The sequence below is a fragment of the Nocardia sp. NPDC006982 genome (assembly GCF_042869435.1).
GTDB lineage: Bacteria > Actinomycetota > Actinomycetes > Mycobacteriales > Mycobacteriaceae > Nocardia.
Map to the genome: position 1 here is coordinate 20,086 of NZ_JBIAFV010000007.1, position 17,193 is coordinate 37,278.

At 64.9% G+C, this 17,193-nt stretch carries 18 protein-coding genes; 10 read left to right on the top strand and 8 right to left on the bottom strand.

Annotated elements, in window-relative coordinates; genetic code table 11:
• Positions 1 to 241: 241 nt before the first annotated feature.
• The 5 genes from ACFYOW_RS27090 to ACFYOW_RS27110 all read left to right on the top strand — a co-directional run bounded on the left by ACFYOW_RS27090 (position 242) and on the right by ACFYOW_RS27110 (position 4,338).
• Positions 242 to 1,483, top strand: coding sequence for a glycosyltransferase family 87 protein (locus ACFYOW_RS27090; protein WP_387292468.1), 1,242 nt, complete (start codon positions 242 to 244; stop codon positions 1,481 to 1,483).
• A gap of 291 nt (positions 1,484 to 1,774) precedes the next feature.
• Entirely contained in the window at positions 1,775 to 2,107 is a 333-nt protein-coding gene (locus ACFYOW_RS27095; protein ID WP_387292470.1) for a hypothetical protein, read from the top strand.
• 66 nt (positions 2,108 to 2,173) lie between these two features.
• Positions 2,174 to 3,109: a polyphosphate kinase 2 gene (gene ppk2, locus ACFYOW_RS27100; RefSeq protein ID WP_387292472.1), complete on the top strand. Its 936-nt coding sequence runs from the start codon at positions 2,174 to 2,176 to the stop codon at positions 3,107 to 3,109.
• 169 nt (positions 3,110 to 3,278) lie between these two features.
• Positions 3,279 to 3,932: a hypothetical protein gene (locus ACFYOW_RS27105; protein ID WP_387292474.1), complete on the top strand. Its 654-nt coding sequence runs from the start codon at positions 3,279 to 3,281 to the stop codon at positions 3,930 to 3,932.
• Between the two features lie 4 nt (positions 3,933 to 3,936).
• Positions 3,937 to 4,338: a hypothetical protein gene (locus ACFYOW_RS27110; protein WP_387292476.1), complete on the top strand. Its 402-nt coding sequence runs from the start codon at positions 3,937 to 3,939 to the stop codon at positions 4,336 to 4,338.
• Between the two features lie 515 nt (positions 4,339 to 4,853).
• Here ACFYOW_RS27110 and ACFYOW_RS27115 read toward each other — a convergent pair.
• A complete protein-coding gene (locus ACFYOW_RS27115) occupies positions 4,854 to 5,483 on the bottom strand; it encodes a TetR/AcrR family transcriptional regulator (RefSeq protein WP_387292477.1) in 630 nt (209 codons plus the stop codon).
• A gap of 490 nt (positions 5,484 to 5,973) precedes the next feature.
• Here ACFYOW_RS27115 and ACFYOW_RS27120 point away from each other — a divergent pair, with 490 nt between their 5' ends.
• Together ACFYOW_RS27120 and ACFYOW_RS27125 are read left to right on the top strand one after the other, a co-directional pair.
• On the top strand, positions 5,974 to 6,699 hold the full coding sequence (locus ACFYOW_RS27120; protein ID WP_387292479.1) for a hypothetical protein: 726 nt from the start codon (positions 5,974 to 5,976) through the stop codon (positions 6,697 to 6,699).
• A 543-nt stretch (positions 6,700 to 7,242) separates the two neighbouring features.
• Positions 7,243 to 7,782, top strand: coding sequence for a MarR family winged helix-turn-helix transcriptional regulator (locus ACFYOW_RS27125; RefSeq protein ID WP_387292481.1), 540 nt, complete (start codon positions 7,243 to 7,245; stop codon positions 7,780 to 7,782).
• Positions 7,783 to 7,808: 26 nt separating this feature from the next.
• On the opposite strand, the gene ACFYOW_RS27130 is transcribed toward ACFYOW_RS27125, so the two are convergent.
• Positions 7,809 to 8,303, bottom strand: a complete 495-nt coding sequence (locus tag ACFYOW_RS27130; protein ID WP_387292483.1) for a phosphoribosyltransferase — start codon at positions 8,301 to 8,303, stop codon at positions 7,809 to 7,811.
• Between the two features lie 97 nt (positions 8,304 to 8,400).
• Between ACFYOW_RS27130 and ACFYOW_RS27135 the strand changes: the two genes are divergently transcribed.
• The 3 genes from ACFYOW_RS27135 (at position 8,401) to ACFYOW_RS27145 (ending at position 10,110) form a co-directional block, all read left to right on the top strand.
• The gene (locus ACFYOW_RS27135) at positions 8,401 to 8,985 is read left to right on the top strand and encodes an NAD-dependent epimerase/dehydratase family protein (protein WP_387292484.1); all 585 of its coding nucleotides are present in this window, start codon (positions 8,401 to 8,403) and stop codon (positions 8,983 to 8,985) included.
• 42 nt (positions 8,986 to 9,027) lie between these two features.
• Positions 9,028 to 9,465 (top strand): hypothetical protein, encoded by a 438-nt coding sequence (locus ACFYOW_RS27140; protein ID WP_387292486.1) that lies wholly within the window; start codon positions 9,028 to 9,030, stop codon positions 9,463 to 9,465.
• Positions 9,466 to 9,582: 117 nt separating this feature from the next.
• Positions 9,583 to 10,110: a DUF6924 domain-containing protein gene (locus ACFYOW_RS27145; protein WP_387292487.1), complete on the top strand. Its 528-nt coding sequence runs from the start codon at positions 9,583 to 9,585 to the stop codon at positions 10,108 to 10,110.
• Positions 10,111 to 10,131: 21 nt separating this feature from the next.
• Here the strand turns inward: ACFYOW_RS27145 and ACFYOW_RS27150 are convergent, their stop codons facing one another.
• From ACFYOW_RS27150 to ACFYOW_RS27175, 6 genes are read right to left on the bottom strand one after another with little or no spacing between them, the layout of a single operon-like run.
• On the bottom strand, positions 10,132 to 12,813 hold the full coding sequence (locus tag ACFYOW_RS27150; protein ID WP_387292489.1) for a fumarate reductase/succinate dehydrogenase flavoprotein subunit: 2,682 nt from the start codon (positions 12,811 to 12,813) through the stop codon (positions 10,132 to 10,134).
• The gene (locus tag ACFYOW_RS27155) at positions 12,810 to 13,571 is read right to left on the bottom strand and encodes an ABC transporter ATP-binding protein (RefSeq protein WP_387292490.1); all 762 of its coding nucleotides are present in this window, start codon (positions 13,569 to 13,571) and stop codon (positions 12,810 to 12,812) included. Before ACFYOW_RS27155 ends, ACFYOW_RS27150 begins: the two co-directional genes overlap by 4 nt.
• On the bottom strand, positions 13,568 to 14,461 hold the full coding sequence (locus ACFYOW_RS27160; RefSeq protein ID WP_387292492.1) for an ABC transporter permease: 894 nt from the start codon (positions 14,459 to 14,461) through the stop codon (positions 13,568 to 13,570). Before ACFYOW_RS27160 ends, ACFYOW_RS27155 begins: the two co-directional genes overlap by 4 nt.
• Positions 14,458 to 15,885, bottom strand: coding sequence for an ABC transporter substrate-binding protein (locus tag ACFYOW_RS27165; protein WP_387292494.1), 1,428 nt, complete (start codon positions 15,883 to 15,885; stop codon positions 14,458 to 14,460). Before ACFYOW_RS27165 ends, ACFYOW_RS27160 begins: the two co-directional genes overlap by 4 nt.
• 16 nt (positions 15,886 to 15,901) lie before the next feature.
• Positions 15,902 to 16,129, bottom strand: coding sequence for a ferredoxin family protein (locus tag ACFYOW_RS27170; RefSeq protein ID WP_040689749.1), 228 nt, complete (start codon positions 16,127 to 16,129; stop codon positions 15,902 to 15,904).
• Positions 16,129 to 16,914 (bottom strand): GntR family transcriptional regulator, encoded by a 786-nt coding sequence (locus tag ACFYOW_RS27175; RefSeq protein ID WP_387292496.1) that lies wholly within the window; start codon positions 16,912 to 16,914, stop codon positions 16,129 to 16,131. The genes ACFYOW_RS27170 and ACFYOW_RS27175 overlap by 1 nt, the downstream gene beginning before the upstream one ends.
• Positions 16,915 to 17,193 lie beyond the last annotated feature (279 nt).

Below are 17,193 nucleotides of genomic sequence, written 5' to 3' on the forward strand. Positions count from 1 at the left end.
CAGGTGAACCCTTCGGTGAGACATACGGCTCCTCCTCATCTTCGGATGACTGTTGTGATTCCGGTTGTGCGCCTGACGGTTTCGATCGAACGACGATCAAGTGCCCGTCATGCGGGCAGCAGCGTATCGGCGGTAATGCCGGACTGGTCCCGGCGCTGTGCTGAGCGCGATGATGTTTGCGCCCGGTGTGGGAAGAGGGCCGTGATGGTTAGGCTGCGGCCTTGTGCGCAGGCTGTCGTCGGTGTCGAAATTGTGGTTGGTGTGGGTGGTTACGCGAACGCTGATGGTGGTGTTGACCGGGGTGACGGTGCTGCCACACAGCGTCTGGGATGCCTCGGCCGCGGACTTGACGCTGTATCGCGGATGGGCCGAGCAGATCGTGTACCAGAACATTTTCCCGCTGGCGGACGAGCGCTGGCAGTATCCGCCCGGAGCCGGCGTGCTGCTCGCTGTGCCCAGACTGCTCGGCGGCGGGGCAGGCTACAACTGGTTGTTTTTCGCGCTGGTCGCCGCTGCGGATGCGAGCGTACTCGGCTTGTTGATCCGGGCCGCGCGGCGCGACGGCTGGGAGACAGCGCAGACCGGGCCGTGGGTGTGGGCGGCGGGCGTGGCCCTGTTGGGCAGAGTCTGCTATGGCCGATTCGATTTGATCGTGGCCGCGACCGTGGTCGCGGCACTGCTGTGGGCGACGCGCCGCCCGGCGGCGGCGGGCGCGGCCGCTGCGGCGGGTGTGCTGTTGAAAGTCTGGCCGGTGTTGGTCGTGCTGGGTTTGCGCTGGCGAACGCTGCGGCGGATGGGTGCGGGCGCGGCCGGTGTCGGTATCGCCGCGATCGCGGGATTGACCGCGTTGGGTCCGGGGGCGTGGTCGTTCCTGGAGTTCCAGTCGAAGCGTGGATTGCAGATCGAATCCGTGGCTGCCACACCACTATTGATCGCTCGACTGCTGAACGGCCGCTGGACCATCGTGCATCGCTATGGGGCCGACGAGTTATCCGGACCAGTGGTGTCCGCGGTGGCGTCGGCGTGCGTGGCGGCCACGCTCGTGGGCGGCGCGGTGTTGCTGGTCATCTGGTGGCGTGCGCGGCCTCCAGCGACGGATCTGGTATTGGCCGCAGTGCTGCTCGCCCTGGTGACCAGCCGGGTACTCAGCCCGCAGTACTTGGTGTGGGCAGTGGCGGTCGCGTCGGTCTGCGCGCTCGACTCGCGCAGCACGCAGCGGCCTGTGCTGCTGCTGGTGCTGGCGACCGCGTTCATGAGCCAAGTGGAATTCCCCTTCGTCTACGACCGGGTAGCCACCGGGAGCTGGCCGGGAGTGGTGGTGTTGACAGTCCGCAACGGCATGCTGCTGTGCGCGACTATGTGGTCGATCGTTCAGTTGTGGCGCAACGGTCTCGATCATCCGAGATCACGGCTCGGCCACGTCGCTACTGGATATCGGTTCGGTAACGCCAGCGTGGCTGCGCGCACTACCAGTCAGATCTGAATTCCGGCATCCGGGGAGTTATTTCCCTAGTTCAGGACCATATCCGCGCACCAGGTCACGATTCGGTCTCGCGTGCATGTGTGCAGTCGTGATGTGAAGTGGGTCTTTTTTCGAGGTACAAATGCTGTCAGGCTATCGCTAGCTAATAGTTAGCCTTCATAAACGTCGGGAGCGGCACTCGCGCCGCATGACAGCACGGATCGGTCGTCGTGACGGCGATCGCCCGTATCGCGCCATCTTCCATATCGAATCGCTACCTTGGTCGATCGCAGTGTCGGCCCGGAGAACGCTATGGCTAATCCAGCGTCCATATCCAATCCCTTCGAGACACGCCGTAGCGGTAGTCCCGCCGCTTCCCACCCGGGCTCGCGGGCCGCCGCAGGTTCGGCGCAGTCCGCCCGCGTTCTCCGCGATGAGCAGCTCGCGCCACTGCGGATCCCGGCACAGGTGCTGGGTGCATTGCTGATCTGCCTCGGTGTGGCGGCGCTGCTGCCATTACGGGGATGGCTGCACGACTACGGCGCCGAGCTTGTCATCGCCGCCTACCTGCAATACATGGCGATCGCGACAACCCTCGAGGTATGGGGTCTGCGCATGGCCAGGAAAGGCCCACGCCGCAGGTGATGCGCGCACGATGAGGTGCTTCGGCTGTTCACCTTTCGGTCAGAATCCGTCGATAATGTCCCGAAAATGACCGACTTCGCGACACGGCAGCCATTGCCCGACTTCAGTGCGATCGGCGACCTCCAGTCCGTGGTCGACCTTTCCGACACTGCCGGTTTCATCGTCGACGATTTCGACGATGACGACCCGGTCCTGATCACCGCCCAGGGTGGTTTCGCCGTCGACACCTGGCGTGAGGGCTACCCCTACGAGGAGCGTCTGGCCCGCGATGGCTACGAGGCCGACAAACGCCTGCTGCAGATCGAGCTGCTCAAATTGCAGAATTGGGTCAAGGCCGAGGGGCGCAGGCTGGTGATCGTGTTCGAGGGCCGCGACGCCGCGGGTAAGGGTGGAACCATCAAGCGGTTCATGGAGCACCTCAACCCGCGCGGGGCACGCGTGGTGGCACTGGAGAAGCCGACCACGCGCGAGTCGACGCAGTGGTACTTCCAGCGCTACGTCGAACACCTACCCGCGGGCGGGGAGATCGTGTTGTTCGACCGCTCTTGGTACAACCGTGCCGGAGTCGAACGGGTCATGGGGTTTTGCACCCCCGAACAACATCAGCGATTCCTTGCCCAAGTTCCGCTCTTCGAGCGCATGCTCGTCGACGACGGCATCGACCTCGTCAAGTTCTGGTTCTCGGTGTCCCCGCAGGAGCAGCGCACCCGCTTCGCCATCCGCCAGGTCGACCCGGTCCGCCAATGGAAGCTGTCCCCGATGGACTTGGCCTCGCTCGACAAATGGGACGACTACACCGCCGCCAAAGAGCAGAACTTCGAGCACACCGATACCGACTACGCCCCCTGGATCGTGGTCAAGAGCAACGACAAGAAACGCGCCCGCCTGAACGCGATGCGCCACGTCCTCGGTCTGTTCGACTACGACAACAAGGACCCCGAAATCGTCACCCCGGCCGACCCATTCCTCGTAGGGCGCGCTTGCGACGTCATCGGCTCCTGACCCCGTAACTGACGCCACCGGCCCCGGCCGCCGAATTCCCATGCACGGCAACCACATCCACACTGTATGAGCACTTGAAGCCGTGACATGAGATCCCGCCTCCTTTGGCTCGATCTCTGACAAACGAGACCGACGTGGCATTCGACCAGTGAACGTTTAGCATTCCGGTATGCGCCGTCGGAGGTGGCTACGGGCCGCACTGTGTTTGGTCGTATTGAGCGCCTGTGGCTGTTTCGGGGCGGTCGAGCGCGGCGACTTCGAACAGAGTTTGCGGGCGCGGGGCGGGGGACTGGTGAACGGGTTGACGGATTCAGCGGTCACCGCGGTGCGAGAGAGCTTGGGAACCACTGATTTTCAGGCGAATGTCATTCTGCTGACCGCTCCGGATTCCATGCGGTTCCGCCTGGTGCTGTCCGATCAGCCGGACCAGGTGACTCGATTCTTCTCCGCGTGGCCGGATCCCACCGCACGGCAGGCGACCGTGCGACTGCGGGTGCGTGATCCCGACGGTACCCGCCGGCTCGACGACTACTCGTTCACGCTCGGTGCGCTGAGTGCGCCACAGCCGGTGCGGGTTTCGGCATTCGACGACATCGACAGCGAGGGCTTCATGATCAGTGAGGTGCCGGGACTCGCGCATATCGAGGACATCGTCGATACCACCCTGGTTCGCAGCGAACTCGCCGACGGCCAGGTCAGCGTGATCGTTGTGAGTCGGTTCGGCCGCGAGATCCGGATCGTCGCGAATGTGAGCTCCCCGCGGACGGATATGGTCGCCGAGTTCGACCGCGTCGGCGCTTTTCTTCGAATCCAGCAGGTGTGAGGCCATGGCGAGACTGCTCACCACCGCATTGTCGACCGGTGTCGGCGTCGGCATGTTCAGCACCGTGGTGCCCGTATCGATCTGGCCCGGTGAAGCGAAACTCACCGCGCCGCTTTTCTGTTCGGACCCCTACCACGAACCCGTGGTGGTATCGGACACCTTCCACGACTCCGAGGGCACCTCGGTCAACTACACCCTCTACTGTGTGACCGACCGCGGCGCGGTCACCGACGAGGGATTCGTCCTCCCGTTCCTCGTCTTGATGGCGGTGCACATCGCGATCATCACCACTGTGGCGTTCCTTGCCGGACTGTGGATCCGTCGCAGCACCCCGCCTCCAACCGATCCGCATGCCAGGGCATTCGAACCACTTACGTACGGACCACACGAGCCCGACCCCATCTGAATACCCCGTTCTATGGGCTCGGGGCGGCGCAACGGCAACAGAGAGTGCGGGTGACTGCGGAGAATTCCGGTGCCGATACTGCTGCGTGCTATATGCCCGGCGGGACTCCTGAACAGTGGTATTTCGCCGTGACTGCCGGGCGGGGCAACGCTTGACGGCGGCAGAAAACACAGCGAATTCGCGTCATGGGCGTGTTCTCAGTTCGTCGGCATACCGTGGGATCGGTGTAGTTCCGCCAATCGTTGACCGATAACAGGTGTCGATTCGTGTCGGCCAGTAGGGGATGCGGTTCGCCGGTCAAGGCGACCACCGCCTCGACGAGGGCCATGGTCGGTGGGGGACCTCGAGCACTTGATCGGTGGCCGAGAGGTGGGCGCTTCGACTTGACACCGAATGATCTGTTCGGAATAACCGGCTGACCGGACGAACATCTCGAATGATTCGAATCGTGGTGCACCGCAAACACTCCCAGGAACGAGGGGCGGTGACCGCTAGAGTGTTCCGATCGCGACGGCCTACAACCCGGCCGATTGCTCATCCGTCGGTGATCCAGTCCGCACTATCAATGCGGGCGCGAACCATCGTCGCAAATATTGCCTGAGCTCCGGCCCGGTGCGCGGCGGGTCGCCCGGGTCGACGATGAACGACTGCAGCGTTCGCAACATCGCTTCCACCAGCTCGTCCAGGTCCCCATCGTCGAACCCGGCAGCCACCCAGTCGACATCGAAGCGGCCGAGGATGGAACGACCGAAGTCACGGGCGATCCTCGACGTCACCCCGGCTGCGAATTCCCCCGAACGCCCGGGCTTCATGAGCAGTCCGACCTGCGGCTGCTGTGGTAGGCGTTCCAGCGTCAAGGCTATCGCCTCGATCACCGCTGTCCCGAGATCGGTGAGACCCGACAGATCAGCGGCCAAACGGTCGAGAAAGTCGTCGGCAGCGCGCACCGCGGTCGCGGCCAACAACTCTTCGGTGCTCGGGAAATAGCGATAAACGGTCTGCCGCGTGACGCTGAGAGCCCGTGCGATGTCGGCTATTCCGGGTTCGATGCCACTATCGATCGCTCGTCGGGCCGCCGCAAGTATCCGTTCGACGGCCTCCTCGTCACTGGTCGGCCTCTCCCCAGCCCAGCCATGGGTGCGCATCAGGCCAGCCTATCGCGCAGTGACCGCCGACAACCGACCCGCTTCTGGGCGCTCGTGCGTGGCTGTCACCATCCGACGCGGGGGTAAGGACAAGCATCGGCGCAGCAGCGGGTTCCCGTAACCCAACCGGACCAGTCCATCGATGAAGCGTGGTTCCCGCCATGTACCCGCTGGCCGCAAGCCCGGGTGCGGTAGGACCGACCTTGCTGCGCGCCGGGTTCGCTGTCACCATCCTGAATTCCGCACCTCCTCAGCGTCGGCGTTGTGCGGCACCGATCAGGACGGGCGCCCGATGCGCCTCGATGCCGATGTCGACCCGCTGAACCCACCCGCGGTCGCCGGCAGTGAAACCACCCGCAGTGTGATCACCTGCTTCGGTCAACCGGATACGCTGACCTAGTTTCAGACCGGCACTGCCTTTTCTGGCACGCTGACCTGGGGAGATGAGACCGAACCGGTCATTGGCACCAAGGGACACATCGATCGGCAGTTGTTCCCGGCCTATGCCGGTGTGCACGCCGGCATTCTCGCGCGCGACCGGTCCCACGAATGGCGCTCGGTCAATCTCGACGATGGGACCGACCTGTCCATCTGGCGCCAGTTCGACCGCACCCAACGCAACTCGATCCAGCCATTCACCGGAACCACCCGCTATATACCCGACGGAAACCGCACGCTGTACGCACCTGATCTGGAGATCACCAACACCGGCTACGTCAAGTGGCCCTCAGCGATGTCTGTGCTGGTTCCCCCGCCGTCGCCCAACCGCTGGATGGCCAGCGAACACACCCTGCGCGTGCCCAGCATGGATCTCGAACTGCGGTGTGTCCCATTCGTCCAGTCGCCCGCGCACGCGCTCCCGATCGAGTACATGATCGGCCCGGTGCGCTGGGAGGGGACGCTGGCCGGGAAGCCCATTGCCGGAGTCGGATTCAGCGAACGGACCCTGGCGCTATATCGCAACTGGGAACTCGCCGACGTCCTGCGCGCCACCGTCTCGGGGCTGCCGGCTGAGGCGTTCAACGCGTCCTCGCCGACACCGGCCGCGTTGACCGACATGGTCGATGCGGCGCTCTCGGGAGCCGAGCGAGGGGACTGGGTTGGTGTGCTGACCCAATGCCAGACCCAGCTGGAATCCGCAGTCGCGACCCTGAATCCGCCGTTCCGGGACCAGCTGACCACGCTGCTCGCAGACCTGGCCAAGGCGCCGTCCTGAATCTCTCCCTTATCTGTTCGTCGGCAATGCCGCCGTAATCACCAGCACCGCAAGCGAATCGGCGCGTTCGGCGCACCCGGCATGCCACGGGCTCCGGAATTGCGGCCGCTACCGGCCGACCGTCGCCGGTGCTTGCGGCCACGACGTGGCCTACCTCCCCGGCTTGTCGATGCGCCGCATCGCCGACCCCTACCCCGGCCAAGCCAAGGCCGATGCCCGCAACGCCCGCGCTGCCCGCTCAAACCGTCCCCGTTTCCGGCACGAAAGCCGCCGAAACCGTGCTGCCGAAACGCGCCGACTCACTGAAAACTGTTCTGCTGCAACGCAAATAGATCGCCGAGGACATCGAGAGGATGTTCGATGATCACATCGACGCTGTCCAAAACATTCTGTGTGGCGCAACTGCGGCGGTGCGCTCCGCTCAGTCTTGCCCGGTAGAACAAGTGTCAGAAAAGCAGGTGTCATCGCCACCGTTCGCTTCCCGTACCGTTACCCCGTAACAGCGCAAACCCTGGAGCGAATTCGCTGGGATACAGTGTCCTAATGCCCGAAGAAGCGCATCCCACACCAGTGGTGCGTGTCGGAGCGGCCGCGGGGTCCGATGGTGCTTCCGCAACCGTCGGGGGAACCGATGCCGACCTGCTCTCACTCGCATCACAGCTGTGTTTTGCTCTGTACTCCACATCCCGATCGATGACCGCGGCATATCGGCCGTTTCTCGAGGGGATGGGTGTTACCTACCCGCAGTATCTGGCCCTGCTGGCTTTGTGGGGACGGCCTGCGATGACCATGAAGGAACTCGGCGAACAACTGCAGCTGGACTACGGCACGGTCTCACCGCTCATCCAGCGACTCCAGGCACATGGTCTGGTCGAGAGCGTCCGGAGTGCGAACGACCGCCGCGCTGTCGAACTGCGTGCGACCGAAGCCGGCCGCGCCCTGCAACCGCAGGCCCGGCAGATGATCGAGGCGGTCATGGCGGAGGTCGGCTATCCGATCGAGCATCTCATCCGGCTGCGCGACCAGGTCAACGCGCTCGGCGCGCGCCTCGACGCAGCCGTTGCCGAGCGATCCGGCCGATAAGAACCGGGTGCGCCGAGTCGGGTGGCTCAGGCGTCGATCACTCGGGCATGCCGGTCGACGACGGGCGGTTCGGTGGACCAGGGGAAGTTGATCCAGCGGTCGGTGCGCCGCCAGACGTATTCGCAATCGACCTCGGAATGCGGCTTCTGGTACACGACCGCGCAGCGCACCTCGGCGACATGGTCGATGCAGAAGTCGCGCACGAGTTTGAGGGTGGCGCCGGTATCGGCCACATCGTCGGCGATCAGGACCGTGGCACCGGCCAGATCGACCGCCTGCGGGACCGGTGGCAGCATGACCGGGAGATCGAGGCGCTGATCGATGCCGGTGTAGAACTCGACGTTCATCACGTGCAGGTTCTTCACGTCCAGTGCGTAACCGAGCGCTCCGGCGACGAATAGGCCGCCGCGTGCGATCGAGAGGATCAGATCCGGTTCGAACCCGTCCTTGGCGATTTCGGTGGCGAGCTCGCGGCTCGCCGTCCCGAATAATTCCCAGGTCAGCACTTCTCGATCTGCCATGGATCCTCCATCTCCCTCGATACCGCTGGGCATAGAGCATACGACCAGCTACGCGGCGGCGTTCCCCACTCTCTGTCCGGGAATTAGGCTGGGTCGGGTGCGGATCTATCTGGCCGGTGCGACCGGCGTTATCGGAACCCGGTTGTTGCCCTTGCTGATCGAGGCCGGACACGAGGTTGCGGGGATGACCCGGTCTGCGACCAAGGTCGACCAGGTGCGGTCCGCCGGCGCGGAACCGGTGGTCTGCGATGTGTACGATCTCGACGCGCTGACTGCGGCGGTCGTCGCTTTCCGGCCCGATCTGGTGATGCATCAGCTCACCGATCTCCCCGACGATGCCGCGCTGCTCCCGGAACTCGCCGGTGCGAATGCGCGCATCCGTTCCGAGGGCACCCGCAATCTGATCGCCGCCGCGCAGGCCGCGGGCGCGAAACGCTTTGTCGCCCAGAGCATTGCGTGGGAGCCGCCGACCGGCCGCGGTGCCGTCATCCATGAGCATGAGGCCGCGGTGCTCGATATCGGCGGCGTGGTCGTGAAGTACGGCCAATTCTATGGTCCGGGTACGTACTACGAATCCGAACTGCCCGATCATCCGCGCGTGCACGTGGATGATGCTGCCGCGCGGACGGTTTCGCTGGTCGATGCGCCCAGTGGTGTGGTGGTTGTCGCGGATCCAGCCTGATTTCTCGGCGCGATGGACGACTGGCGGCCTCGGGTCGTGGCCGTGCCGGTCGGTTTGGAATACGGTGGCAGGGCGATCGCCCGGATCAGCTCATATCCACCGAAGGAGACCCGCTTGCGCAACACGCTGCTCGTCACATCCGTACTCGGTGCCGCACTGGTGGCGATGCTGCCCGCTGGCGCGGCCGGTGCGCAGCCACCGGGCGATGGTCCGCTGAAGGTGCAGGCGACCACGGGCACGGATCAACTGCCGGTGACGGGTGTCGGAGTCGGCATTACGACCTGCGCCGCCGGTCCGGTACTGGCCACCCTGACGACCGGGGGCGATGGAACCGTGACGCAGACGTTCCCGAACGGCTGCTACCAGGCGCAGGTCACCTCCGTTCCGTCCGGCTGCGAGCTGGCGAGCATCGCCTACCTTCAGGTCGACGTGGCACCCGGCACGACACCGGTGGCGGGCTTTCAATTCCGCTGCGCATAACTCGGCTTCGACTCGAGGCAGGCCCGAACTCGGTCGGGTGGGGCTGATTGTGCCAGTGAATTCGCGTGGTCGATTGGACGCATGGCCAGGGTCTGGAGGCGGGTAGGCTTCCCGCTCGTGAAGTTCGGTCCGTTGGGGTTGGTTGCGTTGGCCGCGATTGTGTTGGCCATGTGTTCGGGTGATATGAGCCCCACCTCGGCGCGAGAGGAAAACGTGATGGTGCTGCCCGATGGCGAATCCTTGTTCATCAGAACCGATTTCGCCGACGACGCCGCGTGGGCCGAAACCCTGGATGCGGCGCTGCAGCCGTGGGACCTGGGTGACGGCATACGCGCGTATGCGGGTATCACGGCGGTCGACGACCTCCGCTTCGAAGCCCTGACGGTGGCGAAGTTGGAGAGCTTGCTCCCCGCGCCGCCGCCGTATTATCTGTTCCTGGTGGACAAGCGAGCCATCACCGATCCCGAACATCCGATTCTCGTTGTGGATACGAGCCGGGAGAACGAAGACGTGGTGGGCTTTCCGACCTTTCGCGTGGTGCCGAGCGAAATGCCCGCGGTAGAGAACAACCTGTCGCTGGCGAACATGGATTTCGAGGACTTCGCCGACAGTGTCGACGCGGATGGAGTTTTTCGCGGCTTCTGATGCGGATCGCCGAACGTACGGCTATGAATGCACGCTGTCCAACGCACGGCGTGCATAGGCGCGCACGTCCGCATCGGTGTCATCGATCGCCAGCTTCAGTGCATCGTGCGCCGCCCCACTGTGCGGCCAGGTGGCCAGCGCCAATACCGCTGCCTTGCGCACATCGAGGTGTGGATCGTGCAGGGCTTCGGAAAGCGGGGTGACGCCGAAATCGGGGTTCGCGCCCGCGAGACCTCGCGCGGCACCCACCCGGACCTGCCAGGCAGAGTGTGCGAGCGCGCCGACAAGCAGCGACGTGTCATCTTGCGCGACACCGAGATTCGCGAACGAAGCCAAAGCGGCGGCACGCACGAGCGGATCGGTATCCTGGGCAAGAGCGCGCGCCGTTTCGGTGCCATGCCCGCCGATCGCCGACAACCCGTGCGCGACGGCAATGCGGACCTCACGGTTCTGATCGGTCGCCGCCGACGAGACGGCCTGCCAGTCATCGAGCGATACCAGAGCCCGTACGGCCTCGATGCGCACCCGATGATCCGAATCGGTCAGTGCTGCAACGAATTGCGCCGCGGTTCCGGATCGCAGCGCGCGCAGCAGATCCACGACGGTCGCCCGGACGACCGGGTCGGGGGAGCCGAGTCGATCGGCGAGGCCGGTCGAATCGGGAAGCACCTCCACGAGTTCGCGCAGACTCGCCGCGGCTGCCGCGCGAACGGATGCTGCGTCATCGTCGAGCGCGCCGATCAATACCGATGCGAATCCCTCGGGGGTGTTCTCGGTCAGCACCGATAGCGCCGCCACTCGAACGCCGGCATCCTCATCGGACAGATAGGTCGAAAGGTCCTGCATCGTAGGCGAATCCAGGGCAAGCAGGCTGACCAGTCGCGGTGACGGCGGGGTCGTCGATGTGCGGACGGTGCGCGGTGCATCCGCGGGTGCGCGCCCACCGATGAGTTCCGGCTGCGCGACCGGGACCACAGTGGTGTCGGTAGAAGGCAGGTCATCGAGACCGGGTACCGGTACCAGATACGGCGCAACCGGCCGCTTCAGGAATTCCATCGTGCCATCGGAGTTCTTGCGCAGGTTCAGGTGGTAGCGCCATTCGTTATCGTCGCGCTGCGGCAGGTCGGCGCGTTCATGATAGAGCCCCCACCGTGATTCGGTGCGGGTCAGTGAACTGCGCGCCGCCATTTCGGCGCAGTCGCGGATGAAGGAGACCTCCACCGCGCGCATGAGCTCATGAGGTGTGCGGGCACCGATTTCGGCGATTTCGCCGCGCATCCGCTCGAAGGTCTCGACCGCGATCGACAGCTTCGCGGCCGTCTTCGGCGGCGCCACATAGTCGTTCACGAATCGGCGCAGCTTGTACTCGACCTGCGGCTGCGGTGGGCCGTCCGGCTGCCGCAGCGGCCGATAGATCAGTTCATGTGCCTCGGTCAGTTGGTCTTCCGGAAGTTCGACGGGTGCAGCAACTTCGGACAGTGTCGATGCGGCATGGCCGCCAGCCAGATCGCCGAAGACGAAAGCGCCGATCATGTAGTTGTGCGGCACGCACGCGAGATCACCGGCCGCGTAGAGTCCGGGCACGGTCGTGCGAGCGTGTTCGTCGACCCATACGCCGGATGCGGAATGTCCACCACATAAACCGATTTCGGAGATATGCATTTCGATATCGTGGGTGCGATAGTCATGGCCGCGATTGGCGTGGAAGGTGCCACGGGTCGGGCGTTCGGTGGTGTGCAGAATGCCTTCGAGCGTCGTGAGGGTCTCGTCGGGCAGATGCGACACCTTGAGATAGATTGGCCCGCGCGCGGATTCGATCTCGCGCTTGACCTCCGACATCATCTGTCCGGACCAGTAATCGGAGTCGACGAAGCGTTCGCCCTTCGCGTTCACCTGGTACCCGCCGAACGGATTGGCCACATAGGCGCAGGCCGGACCGTTGTAATCCTTGATGAGGGGATTGATCTGGAAGCATTCGATACCGCTGAGCTCCGCGCCGGCGTGATAGGCCATCGAATACCCGTCGCCCGCATTGGTCGGATTCTCGTAGGTGCCATACAGATAACCCGATGCGGGCAACCCCAAGCGGCCGGATGGACCGGTCGCCAGGATTACGGCCTTGGCACCTACCGCCACGAATTCGCCGGTGCGCGTATTCAATGCGGCCGCACCCACTGCGCGGCCCGCATCGGTGAGCACCCGCACCGGCATGAGCCGGTTCTCGATGCGGATCTTCTCGCGCATCTTGCGCTGGCGCAGTACGCGATACAGCGCCTTCTTGACGTCCTTGCCCTCGGGCATGGGCAGCACGTACGACCCGGACCGGTGCACCCGGCGCACCGCGTACTCGCCGTACTCGTCCTTCTCGAACTTCACGCCGTACCGTTCGAGTCGCTGCACCATGGCGAAGCCGCGGGTGGCGGTCTGATAAATGGTGCGCTGGTTGACGATTCCGTCATTGGCCCTGGTGATTTCGGCGACGTAGTCCTCGGGTTCGGCCTTGCCGGGAATCACCGCATTGTTGACCCCGTCCATGCCCATGGCCAACGCACCGGAGTGCCGCACATGCGCCTTCTCCAGCAGTAACACATCGGCGCCTGCCTCGGCGGCGGTCAATGCGGCCATGGTCCCCGCGGTGCCGCCGCCGATGACGAGCACATCGCAGTCGAGCCGGATCCGATCGGATAGCTCGGGAATATTCACAACTTCTCCAGGATTTCGGCCTTCACCGACCGGCGATCCGCCGGTGTGCGGGGCTCGGGCACATCGACCAGGGTGTGCAGCACGCCGCCGCCCAGCGCACCGTCACCCAGCACCGCGATGCGGTCGCCGAGCAGTAGCGCCTCGTCCAGGTCATGGGTGACGAATACGACGGTGGTGGGGTGAGCGCGCCAGGTGTCGATCAGCAAGCGCTGCATGGTTGTCCGGGTCTGGGTGTCGAGTGCGCCGAACGGTTCGTCCATCAGCACCGCGCGCGGCGATCCGGCGAGACTGCGCGCCAACTGGACTCGCTGCCGCATGCCGCCGGAGAGATCGCGCGGGAGATAATCGGCGTAGCCGGTGAGTCCGACCTCCTCCACCCAATGCTGGGCGCTGGCTTTGCGTTCGGCCCGCGACACTTTGCGCAATTGCAGTGCGAGCTCGATGTTCTGGCGCACGGTGCGCCACGGCAGCAACGCATCGTCCTGGAAGACCAGGGCGCGGTCGGCGGATGGCCCGGTCACCGCAATGCCGTCGGCGCGGATCACGCCCCGATCCGGCTTGCGCAGTCCGGCGATCGCCCGCAGCAGCGTCGACTTGCCGCAGCCGGATTTGCCGACCACGACCAGGATTTCGCCGGGCGTGATGGCCAGCTCCAAGTTCTCGAGCACCGTTTTGCCGCCGTAGGCGATGCGAATTGCGTCCAGGCTCAACCGCATTCCGGTTGTGGTCGAGGTGGCGGGTGCGGTTGTCGTGGTCATTCGGCGACCTCCCTCGGCAGCCAGCGGGTGATCCGGCGTCCGGCCAATTCCACGATTCCGGAGGTGCCGAAGCCGAGGATGCCGATGGTGATCATGCCGACGAATACCGCCGGATAGTCGACGATGGTGTAGGCCTGCCAGGTCCGGTAGCCGATGCCGAGCCGTCCGGAGATCATCTCGGCCGAGATGAGGCAGATCCATGCCACACCCATCCCGACCGACAGACCGCTGAATACGCCGGGCAGGATGCCCGGAAATACCACTCGCACAAGGACATCGGCGCGCGACGCACCCAGGGTGCGCAGCGCGTCCTCCCAGATGGTCGGCAGCGCGCGTACCGCGTGCCGGGTGCTGACCAGCACCGGGAACACCGATGCCATGAAGGTGATGAAGACGATGCCCGATTCGTCGCTCGGGAACAGCAGGATCGCCACCGGCACCAGCGCGATGGCCGGAATCGGCCGCGCCAATTCGGTGAGCGGTCCGAGCACCGCGGCGAAGAGCCCGGAGCGGCCGAGACCGATACCCGCGACCACACCGACCACGGCCGCGAGCCCGAATCCGGTGAGAATACGGATCAGCGATTGCGCGACATCGACATAGAACTGGTCCGACTGCAGCTGCTTGCCGAATTCACCGATGATCTCGGTGACCGTCGGCAGTGTGTCGAAACGCAGCCACCACCGCACATTGTTGGCGGTGAGCAGCTGCCACAGTCCGATCGCGGTCGCGACCGACGCCACCTGGAGTATCCGGGTGCGCCATGCGGAACTCCCGCGTACTTCGGCGGTTTCATCGCCGTCGGCCACGGTCGGGCTGACCGGGGGCGCGGGTCGCTCGCCCGTCGCTCGGCCGTCCTGCAACAACGAAGCGCTGTGTGATGCTGTCATGGTCGGACTTCCGTGACGGCTTGGTCATAGGAGATCGCAGTGGCGGCCGGGTGCGCCTGCCGATAGCGCTGCGCGGCCGCCGGTGTCGTGAAGGGCAGGAAGCTGTCGCCGTCGCGCAACCACACCGCCTTGTCGGCGAACCAGCGCGTGCCGAGTTCGGCATCGGGCACATACGCGGCGCGGATCACCTTGCCCTGCGCTTTGGCCGCCTGGACCGCGCGCAGCAGGCAGGTCGGATCGGCGGCGGGCTGCGGTCGATCCGTGCCGTCGAGCCACAGCTCACCGGCCTGCGCGGCATTGCTCACGGGACGCGCGCAGACCGGATCGGTGCCGGTGACGCGGCTGGGGTTGACGGTCGCCGCCACTGCCTGGTCGTAGTCGCCTGCGCCGTTGTCGGCGAAGGCCTTGCGCAGCGGCGCGGGATCGACGAACTTATCGATATCGAGTTCGGCGAAGTCGCCGATCGACTTCAGGTACTGCACATCGCCTTTGAAAGCATCGATCAGACTGGGCTTGAGTGTGGTATCGAAAGACGTTCCTCCGGGCCCGTTGTAGAGGTACACGACCTCCTGCGGTAATCCGGAACCGTCGGCGACGATCTTGGCGGCTTCGAAGGGCTTCTCGTTCAGGAACTTCGTGGCGTCGAGCTGGGCCGCGAGGAAGGCTTGCAGCACCTCGGGATGATCGGCGGTGTAGGAGCGTCGCGCGACCACGCCGTGGAAGGTGGGCACACCCAATTCCGCACCGTCGTAGAGCAATTTCGCCTTGTTCTGGAAGACCAGCAGTCCGGGCCAGGCCACGAACTGCGCGAGCGCGCCGACCTGATGCGATTCCAATGCGGTCGCCCCGACCTGCGGCTGCTGGTTGAGCACCTCGACGCCCTTGGCCGGATCGATGCCCGCCCGCGAGAGCGCCTGCACCAGGGTGCCGTGCCCGGCCGAGCCGACGCTGGCCGAAATCTTCTGCCCGGCCAGGTCACCGATCCCGGTCACCGTCGAATCCTGGGGCACCACAACCATATTGAGCGCACCCCTGGGGTTGTAGCCGGTCACCGATACCAGCGCCGTCTTCGCGCGCTCGTTGGACTGGGTGCGAGATCCGTTGATCAGCAACGGATAGTCGCCCATCGACCCGATATCGATCTTCTCGGCGAGCATCTGCGCGGTGATCGGCGCGCCGGTGTCGTAGTCCTGCCACTCCACCTGGTACTTGGCACCGCCGCTGTCGGTGATCTTCTGTAGCCGCTGTTCCAGATAGCCCTGGGCGCGCAGCAGGGTGCCCGCGGTGACGGTATTGATGGTCTTGGACTGGTAGCCGACGACGACCTTGACGGTGCCTTCGGGGGTGTTGTCCGAACTCTGCAGGGAGCAGCCCGCCGCGGCGAGTGCGACGGCGAGGAGCAGGGGAGCGAGGCGTTTCTTCATGGGACTTCCGGATCGTTCAGCGCAACAGATAGGGCATATTGACGGTGACGGCGCCCGTGGGACACCGGGCGGCGCAGGGCCCGCAGTACCAGCACTCGTCGACGTGCATGAAGGCCTTGCCGTTTTCCGGATTGATGGCCAGCGAGTCGAGCGGGCAGATCTCCACGCACAGCGTGCAACCCTGGATGCATAGTGATTCGTCGATGGTCACCGGAATGTCGGTGCGTTGGTTCGCAAGTGCCATCAGATGACCTTCCATTCGGATGTGCTGCGGATCAGGCTGCCGCGCATGGTGATTCGGTCTCCGCGCATCCGGATGTATTCCAGATCCACCGGTCGGCCGTCGTCGAGCCGGGTCAGCCGTTCGAGCATCAGCAGCGCCGCGCCCTCGGGTGCTTCCAAGGTGGCCGCGGTGTGCGCGTCGGCGGTAATCGCTTCCAGCGCGAGGTCGGCCGAGCCGAGCGGTCCGCCGCTGATCTGTTCGATGAGTACGAAGATGTCGTTGGTCTCGAGATCGTGGCCTAGGACCTCGGTGCCGATATCGGGTGCGAGATAGGTCAGATCCAGGCTCAGCGGTAGGTCGGCGAGATAGCGCAGTCGTTCGATATAGACCACGCGCTCACCGGGATTCAGCCCGAGCTTGCGCGCGACGGCGGGTGGTGCGGTGATATGCATTGCCGCGCGCACCTCGTTGCGCACCGTGCCGTGGCCCTTGAGGGTTTCCTGCAGCCCGAGCAGTGCGTCCAGCCCGTGATCGTATTTGCGCCGGGCGACCCGGGTGCCCACCTTCGGCACCCGATCGATCAGCCCTTCGTCCTTGAGCAGCGCGAGTGCGTCGCGCACGGTATTGCGCGACGCGTCGTATTCGGTGACCAATTCCTGCTCGCTCGGCAGCACATCGTCGAAAGCACCCGCATGTATCTGATGGCGCAGCACGTCGGCTATCCGGCGCGCCTGGTCGGCCCGCAACCGTCGCACGGGCGTCGCCTCGGCTCCCACCTCCGCCACCTTTCTCTCGCTGACCTGCATGGACAGCGACGATAGTTGGCGCTCGGACGTAGAAATGCGCGCAAGCGGTCGCGGTAAATCAGCGGATGTTATTGCGCCGCCCGCTACCGCGTCTGACCTGGGTGGATGGCCCGCGGACCGGCCATTGCGCCACCCTGTTCACCGCCGACGAGTTTCGATCACACAGATTCGAATGACGCGATCTGGGGCCGATACGGAACAACACCGTGCTCGGTCGGGCCGGGACGCCGCGTTCCACGCGCATAGTGCCTCCAAGATCCCGCTGACCGAGCGAGCTCA